Below are 6,234 nucleotides of genomic sequence, written 5' to 3' on the forward strand. Positions count from 1 at the left end.
AGCCTAGCGAAAGCTGGGTGAGGGGAGACCGACCCCGCGCCGCCCTTTGCCGGCCGGATGTCACGATCCGGCCATTGCCAGGCCGCATTCGGCGACCGATATTGAGGCACCATGACAGACCGGCCCGCCGATAACACCGCCCCGCCAGCGTCGTTGCCCGCCCCGCTGGCGCCCGATGGCCAGCGGCTGATCGCCAATCGCTGGCTGCGCGGTCTGGTGCTCGGGCTGGGCTGGATGTTCGTGGCGCTGGGGCTGGTCGGCGTGTTCCTGCCGGTGATGCCGACGGTGCCCTTCCTGATCGTCGCCATCTGGTGCTTCTCGCGCAGTTCGAAGAAGCTGCATCACTGGCTCTACAGCCACCCGCAATTCGGCCCGCCCTTGCGCGACTGGGACCGTTACGGCGTGATCCCCAGGCGCGGCAAGCTGATCGCGGTGATCGGCATGGCGTGCAGCCTGGCGCTGGTGACGATCTTCGTGGCGACAAGCTGGATGGTGCCGGTCTTCATGGGCGGCGCGATGCTGCTGGTGGCGATCTATGTCGTCACCCGGCCCAGCCGCCCGCCGATCCAGGCCAGTGAATGATCTGGGCGACTGATTAATCTTGCGGGAACGGGCGGTTTCGCCCTATCTGCGCCTTATGAGCCAGCACCGTCGACCCGACCCTCGCCAGCGCCCGCACAAGCAAGGCCGCCCCGCCGCGAAATCAGCCCCGAAGCGCGGACCCCATCGTGCGCCCAGGGGAGACGATTCTACCCGCAAGCTGCCGGTGAACACGCCGCCGGTGACGCTGACCATCGAGCATCTGGGCGGGCGCGGCGACGGGGTGGCGGCCATTGGCGAGCAGCGCTATTTCGTGCCGCTGTCGGCGCCCGGCGACGTTGTGACGATCCGCCCGGTGGAAAGCACGGCCGAGGGCATTCGCGGCGAAATCATCGAGCTGGTCACGCCCTCGCCCGACCGGCAGGAGCCGCCCTGTCTGCATTTCGGCCGCTGCGGCGGTTGCCTGGTGCAGCATGTGGCCCCCGCCGCCTATGACGATTTCAAGCGCCGGCAAGTGATCGCGGCGGTGGAGCGGGCCGGCGGCGACCCGGCCGTGGTGACGGAGATCGTCACCGTCGCCCCGCGCACCCGCCGCCGCGCGGCGCTGGTGGCCAAGCGGGTCAGCGCCGGCCTGGCGCTGGGCTTCCACGAGCATCGCAGCCATTTCATCGTCGATGTGCAGGACTGCCCGGTGATGCATCCGCTGCTACAGGCCGCCCTGCCGGCGTTCCGCGCGGCGCTGACCGAGCTGCTGCCGCTGGGTGCGTCGGCGACAATCACCCTGCTGAAGCTGGATAGCGGCATCGATGCGCTGATCGGCCTGGAGCGCCAGCCCGACCTTGCCGGCCGCGAGGCGCTGGCAGCCCTGGCCGAGGCCGCCGATCTGGGCCGCCTGTCGATCAGTGTAGGCGAGGGCGCGGCGGAACCGCTGGCCGAGCGGCGGCCGTCCAGCCTGGCCTTCGGCGGCGTGCCGGTGGCCATCCCGCCGGGCGCTTTCCTGCAGGCTGCGGAGGATGCCGAGGCGACCCTGCTGGCCGAAGTGCGCGCCGGCACGGCGGGCGCGGAAAACATCGCCGACCTGTATGCCGGCTGCGGCACCTTCGCGCTGCCGCTGGCGGTGGCGGGCGCGTCGGTGCTGGCGGTCGAGGGCTTCGGCCCGGCCATCGAGGCGCTGGCCGCCGCCGCCCGAAAGGCCGGGCCGGCGATAAGGCTGGAGACCGCCCAGCGCGACCTGGCCCGCGAGCCGCTTGAGCCGGACGAACTGGCCGGCTTCGACGCCGTGGTGTTCGACCCGCCGCGCGCCGGGGCGCGGGAGCAGGCGATCCGCCTGTCGCGCAGCGAGGTGCCGGCCCTGGTCGCGGTCTCCTGCAACCCGGCCACCTTCGCCCGCGATGCCCGCTTGCTGATCGAGGGCGGCTACCGGTTGGAGCGCGTGGTGCCGCTGGACCAGTTCCTGTGGTCCGCCCATGTCGAGCTGGTGGCGCGGTTCCGGCGGTAACGATTCCGTTTTCGACATGGCCGGAATGCGTACCGGAGGGTGAAGCGGCCTTCAGGGCTTCCTATATGTCCCTGCAAATGCTTCGCAAAGAAGGGGAACATTCATGGCCACGTCCAAGACGGGCGCCGGCGTAACCCGCCCGGATGCCCGCCCGGATACCCGGATCGAAAGCGATACGATGGGACAGATCGCTGTCCCCGCCGACCGGCTGTGGGGCGCGCAGACCCAGCGCTCGCTGGCTAATTTCCGAATCGGCGACGAGCGCATGCCCGAACCGCTGATCCGCGCCTTCGGCCTGCAAAAGAAGGCTTCGGCCCTGACCAACATGAAGCTGGGCGTGCTCGACGAAGCGCTGGGCGAAGCCATCGCCAGCGCCGCCGACGAGGTGATCGCCGGCCTGCTGTCGGAACATTTTCCGCTGGTCGTCTGGCAGACCGGCAGCGGCACACAGACCAACATGAACGCCAACGAGGTGATCGCCAACCGCGCCAACGAGCTGCTGGGCGGCAAGCGCGGCGAGAAGAAGCCGGTGCACCCGAACGACCATGTGAATGCCAGCCAATCCTCCAACGACAGCTTCCCGACCGCGATGCATATCGCGGCCGCGACGCAGATCGTCACCCGGCTGCTGCCGGCGCTGCGCAGCCTCAACGAGGTGCTGCTGATCAAGTCGGCCGCGTTCGAGCGCATCGTGAAGATCGGCCGCACCCATCTTCAGGACGCCACGCCGCTGACGCTGGGGCAGGAATTCTCCGGCTATGCGGCGCAGGTGATGTATGGCGTCGCGCGCATCGAATCGGCGCTGCCCCGGCTCTACCGGCTGGCGCAGGGCGGCACCGCCGTCGGCACCGGGCTGAACGCGCCGGAAGGCTTCGATACCGGCTTCGCCGCCGAGGTGGCGCAGATGACCGGCCTGCCCTTCGTGACCGCGCCGAACAAGTTCGAGGCGCTGGCCGCGCACGACGCCATCGTCGAGATGTCCGGCGCGCTGAACACGCTGGCCGTGTCTCTGATGAAGATCGCCAACGATATCCGGCTGCTGGGCTCCGGCCCGCGCTCCGGCCTGGGCGAGCTGCACTTGCCGGAGAACGAGCCCGGCTCCTCCATCATGCCCGGCAAGGTGAACCCGACCCAGGCGGAGGCGATGACCATGGTCTGCGCCCAGGTGATGGGCAATCACACCGCGATCACGGTGGCCGGCATGAGCGGCCATCTGGAGCTGAACGTCTTCAAGCCGGTGCTGATCTATAATTTGCTGCAATCGGTCCGGCTGCTGGCCGATGCGGCCGACAGCTTCGCGGATAATTGCGTCGCCGGGATCGAGGCGAACGAGGACCGGATTGAACAATTAGTCGAGCAATCTCTTATGCTTGTAACCGCCCTGGCGCCGCATATCGGGTATGACAAGGCGGCCGCCGTCGCGAAAAAGGCACATTCAGACGGTACCACACTGAAACAAGCGGCCCTCCAACTCGGTTATGTCAGTGCTGAAGAATTCGACCGATGGGTCGTTCCGGGCAGGATGATCGCCCCAACAAAAGCATTGGAGCAGTGACCGTGAGTGCGACGACCATCCGCAAGCGCTCGGTCGTTATAGCCGGGCATCGAACGAGCGTTTCGCTTGAAGACGCCTTCTGGGAACAGTTGCAGATGCTGGCGCGCAAGCGCCGGCAGTCGGTGAACGCGCTGGTCGAGAGCATCGACCGCGAGCGCGCCGCCAACCTGTCCAGCGCCATCCGCGTCTTCGTGCTGGAGAATGTATTGGAGCAACGGGCCTGAGGCGAAGATAGGGGAAACCCGAATAGGGTTACCCAGGGGACGGTCGTTCCAAGCCGAAATCTTCTCGGAACCGGTCGATCTGATGCATCTTCTCGTGCAGGATCGTCACGATGCCGATGCTGCCGTCCGACAATCTGCGCCAATAAACGAAGTGCCGTTCGTAGCGGAAGAAATAACCGACCACTCCGAACTGAGCGGAGACCGGCTTCGACATCACTTCATGCGTCTCGATCTTTTCGAATGCTGCGAAAAGACCAGTGATGTAGCGGTCCGCCCGGTCAGCGCCCCAGCGGCTACGTGTATAACGGTAAATTTCATCAAGACGATGTGAGGCCGCCTGCTGAACATAGATGGCGACCATCCGTCAGGCCCGATTCCGGGCGATGACCTCATCCGCGGTAAGTTGCTTGTAGGATGATTCCGGGGCGGAAAAAGCTTGCTGAAGTTCGGCTTTCAACCGATCGAACGCTTCCATCTCCACCCGCTCCTTATCTCTTCGGATGAGATCGCGGATATACTCGCTGATATTCTCGTAGGAGCCGTCCTCTCCCACATTCTCCGCCACAAACTCACTCAAGACGCCGCTGAGGCGCACGGTCATGGTGGTGGTTCGGGACATCGCAGTCTCCCTTCATTTTGTCTTCAATATAATCAAGAATGATTACACGACAAGCTCACCTAAAGCCCTTTATCCCAATAAGGCTGGCTGCCGAAGCGCTTGGCCAGGAAATCGACGAAAGCGCGGACCTTGGTGGAGACGTGGCGGGCATGCGGGTAGACCGCGTGGATCGCCGCCGGCGGCAGGGCGTAGTCGGTGAGGATGCGCACCAGCCGGCCGTCGCGCACCGCATCGCCGCAGATGAAGCTGGGCAATTGCACGATGCCCATGCCGGCAATCGCGGCTTCCAGCAGCACATCCCCGTTATTCGCCTTGAGCTGGCCGCCGACGCGCACCCGCACGATGCCTTCCGGGCCGGAGAAGCGCCATTCGTCGCCAGTCGCCTGATAGGCGTAGCACAGGCAATTATGCTGGGTCAGCTCCACCGGCGTGGCCGGCGCGCCGCGCCGCACCAGGTAATCCGGCGAGGCCACGATCAGCGCCTGCATGTCGCACAGCCGGCGCTGGATCAGCGAGGAATCCGGCATGTTGCCGATGCGGATGGCCATGTCGTAGCCCTCCTTCACCAGATCGACGAAGCGGTCGGTCAGCGTCATGTCGATCGACAGATCGGGATAGTCGAACAGGAATTCCGGGATCGCCGGTCCCAGATGGCGCTGGCCGAAGGACATCGAAGTGTTCAGCCGCAGCGTGCCGCGCGGCTTGTCCTGCAGGCTGGTCACGGCCTGTTCCGCCGCCTCGGCCGCCGCCACCACCTCGGTCGAGCGGGCATAGAACAGCTCCCCCGCCTCGGTCAGGCTCAAGCGCCGCGTGGTGCGGTTCAGCAGCCGCACGCCAAGCTGGTCCTCCAGCTTGGCCACCTGTTTGGAGACGGCGGATTTGGACAGCTTCAGCTTCTCCGCCGCCGTCGAGAAGCTGCCCGAATCGACGACCCGCGCGAACACCAGCATCGCATTCAGATCCTGCATCGCCGAACCCATTCCTCCTTCAGTCGTTGTTTCCAATTGGAAACAGTTTTGTGCCGACGCACCGGATTGAGAGACAGTCGCCCAAGGCCTATTTCTAGCGCAACGAAATTCCGCCCAACCAATTCAGGAGCAGGGTCATGACCAAAATTCTCGTGCTGTATTATTCCTCCTACGGCCATATCGAAACCATGGCGAAGGCCATTGCCGAGGGCGCCAAGGGCGCCGGGGCCGAGGTGACGATCAAGCGCGTGCCCGAGCTGGTGCCCGAGGAGATCGCCAAGAAATCCGGCATCAAGCTGGATCAGGACGCGCCGATCGCCAAGCCGGACGAGCTGGGCGATTACGACGCCATCATCTTCGGCGCGCCGACCCGCTTCGGCACCGTCGCCTCGCAGATGCGCAACTTCATCGACCAGACCGGCGGTCTGTGGATGAAGGGGGCGCTGGTCGGCAAGGTGGGCAGCGTCTTCACCTCGACGGGCACCGGCAGCGGCAATGAGAGCACCATCCTGGGCTTCCTGCCGACGCTGATGCATCACGGCATGGTCGTGGTCGGCGCGCCCTACTCGATCCAGGAGCTGACCGACATCAGCGAGTTCCGCGGCGGCTCCGCCTATGGCGCCGGCACCGTCGCCGGCCCGGATGGCAGCCGCCAGCCGAGCGAGATCGAGCTGACCATCGCCCGCAAGCAGGGCGCCCACGTCGCCGGCATCGCCGCCAAGCTGGCGAAGTAACGCAATCGAGGCCTGGGTCCGGTAATGGGGCCTGGCGGCCGTGCCCATCGAGACGCCTGCCCCAGGTAACCTTGGCGCAGGCTCCTCAGGGCGAGG

8 protein-coding genes are annotated in these 6,234 nt (G+C 65.9%); 5 read left to right on the forward strand and 3 right to left on the reverse strand.

Translation table 11 applies throughout. From position 1 onward, the window contains the following. Positions 1-111: 111 nt before the first annotated feature. The 4 genes from AUP43_RS05355 (at position 112) to AUP43_RS19205 (ending at position 3,817) form a co-directional block, all read left to right on the forward strand. On the forward strand, positions 112-582 hold the full coding sequence (locus AUP43_RS05355) for a YbaN family protein (protein WP_084462581.1): 471 nt from the start codon (positions 112-114) through the stop codon (positions 580-582). A 184-nt stretch (positions 583-766) separates the two neighbouring features. Further along, positions 767-2,038, forward strand: a complete 1,272-nt coding sequence (locus tag AUP43_RS05360) for a class I SAM-dependent RNA methyltransferase (protein ID WP_067553535.1) — start codon at positions 767-769, stop codon at positions 2,036-2,038. Between the two features lie 103 nt (positions 2,039-2,141). Then, a complete protein-coding gene (fumC, locus tag AUP43_RS05365) occupies positions 2,142-3,593 on the forward strand; it encodes a class II fumarate hydratase (RefSeq protein WP_067553537.1) in 1,452 nt (483 codons plus the stop codon). A gap of 2 nt (positions 3,594-3,595) precedes the next feature. Next, on the forward strand, positions 3,596-3,817 hold the full coding sequence (locus AUP43_RS19205; protein ID WP_067553547.1) for a ribbon-helix-helix domain-containing protein: 222 nt from the start codon (positions 3,596-3,598) through the stop codon (positions 3,815-3,817). 28 nt (positions 3,818-3,845) lie between these two features. Here the strand turns inward: AUP43_RS19205 and AUP43_RS05375 are convergent, their stop codons facing one another. Genes AUP43_RS05375 through AUP43_RS05385 form a run of 3 tightly spaced genes read right to left on the reverse strand, consistent with a single transcriptional unit; the run spans position 3,846 to position 5,404 of the window. Next, a complete protein-coding gene (locus AUP43_RS05375; protein WP_067553539.1) occupies positions 3,846-4,178 on the reverse strand; it encodes a type II toxin-antitoxin system RelE/ParE family toxin in 333 nt (110 codons plus the stop codon). Positions 4,179-4,181: 3 nt separating this feature from the next. After that, positions 4,182-4,436, reverse strand: coding sequence for a ribbon-helix-helix domain-containing protein (locus tag AUP43_RS05380; RefSeq protein WP_067553541.1), 255 nt, complete (start codon positions 4,434-4,436; stop codon positions 4,182-4,184). Between the two features lie 59 nt (positions 4,437-4,495). Further along, on the reverse strand, positions 4,496-5,404 hold the full coding sequence (locus tag AUP43_RS05385) for a LysR family transcriptional regulator (protein ID WP_067553549.1): 909 nt from the start codon (positions 5,402-5,404) through the stop codon (positions 4,496-4,498). A gap of 137 nt (positions 5,405-5,541) precedes the next feature. On the opposite strand from AUP43_RS05385, the gene wrbA reads away from it, so the two are divergent. Then, positions 5,542-6,138, forward strand: a complete 597-nt coding sequence (wrbA, locus tag AUP43_RS05390; RefSeq protein ID WP_067553543.1) for an NAD(P)H:quinone oxidoreductase — start codon at positions 5,542-5,544, stop codon at positions 6,136-6,138. Positions 6,139-6,234 lie beyond the last annotated feature (96 nt).

Origin of the sequence: Oceanibaculum pacificum (assembly GCF_001618175.1) — a bacterium.
Classification (GTDB): Bacteria; Pseudomonadota; Alphaproteobacteria; order Oceanibaculales; family Oceanibaculaceae; genus Oceanibaculum; species Oceanibaculum pacificum.

Excerpts from the sequence above, each read along its gene's own strand:
- AUP43_RS05355 (WP_084462581.1), top strand. The coding sequence starts at position 112 with ATGACAGACCGGCCCGCCGATAACACCGCCCCGCCAGCGTCGTTGCCC.
- fumC (WP_067553537.1), top strand. The coding sequence starts at position 2,142 with ATGGCCACGTCCAAGACGGGCGCCGGCGTAACCCGCCCGGATGCCCGC.
- AUP43_RS05375 (WP_067553539.1), bottom strand. The coding sequence starts at position 4,178 with ATGGTCGCCATCTATGTTCAGCAGGCGGCCTCACATCGTCTTGATGAA.
- AUP43_RS05380 (WP_067553541.1), bottom strand. The coding sequence starts at position 4,436 with ATGTCCCGAACCACCACCATGACCGTGCGCCTCAGCGGCGTCTTGAGT.
- AUP43_RS05385 (WP_067553549.1), bottom strand. The coding sequence starts at position 5,404 with ATGCAGGATCTGAATGCGATGCTGGTGTTCGCGCGGGTCGTCGATTCG.
- wrbA (WP_067553543.1), top strand. The coding sequence starts at position 5,542 with ATGACCAAAATTCTCGTGCTGTATTATTCCTCCTACGGCCATATCGAA.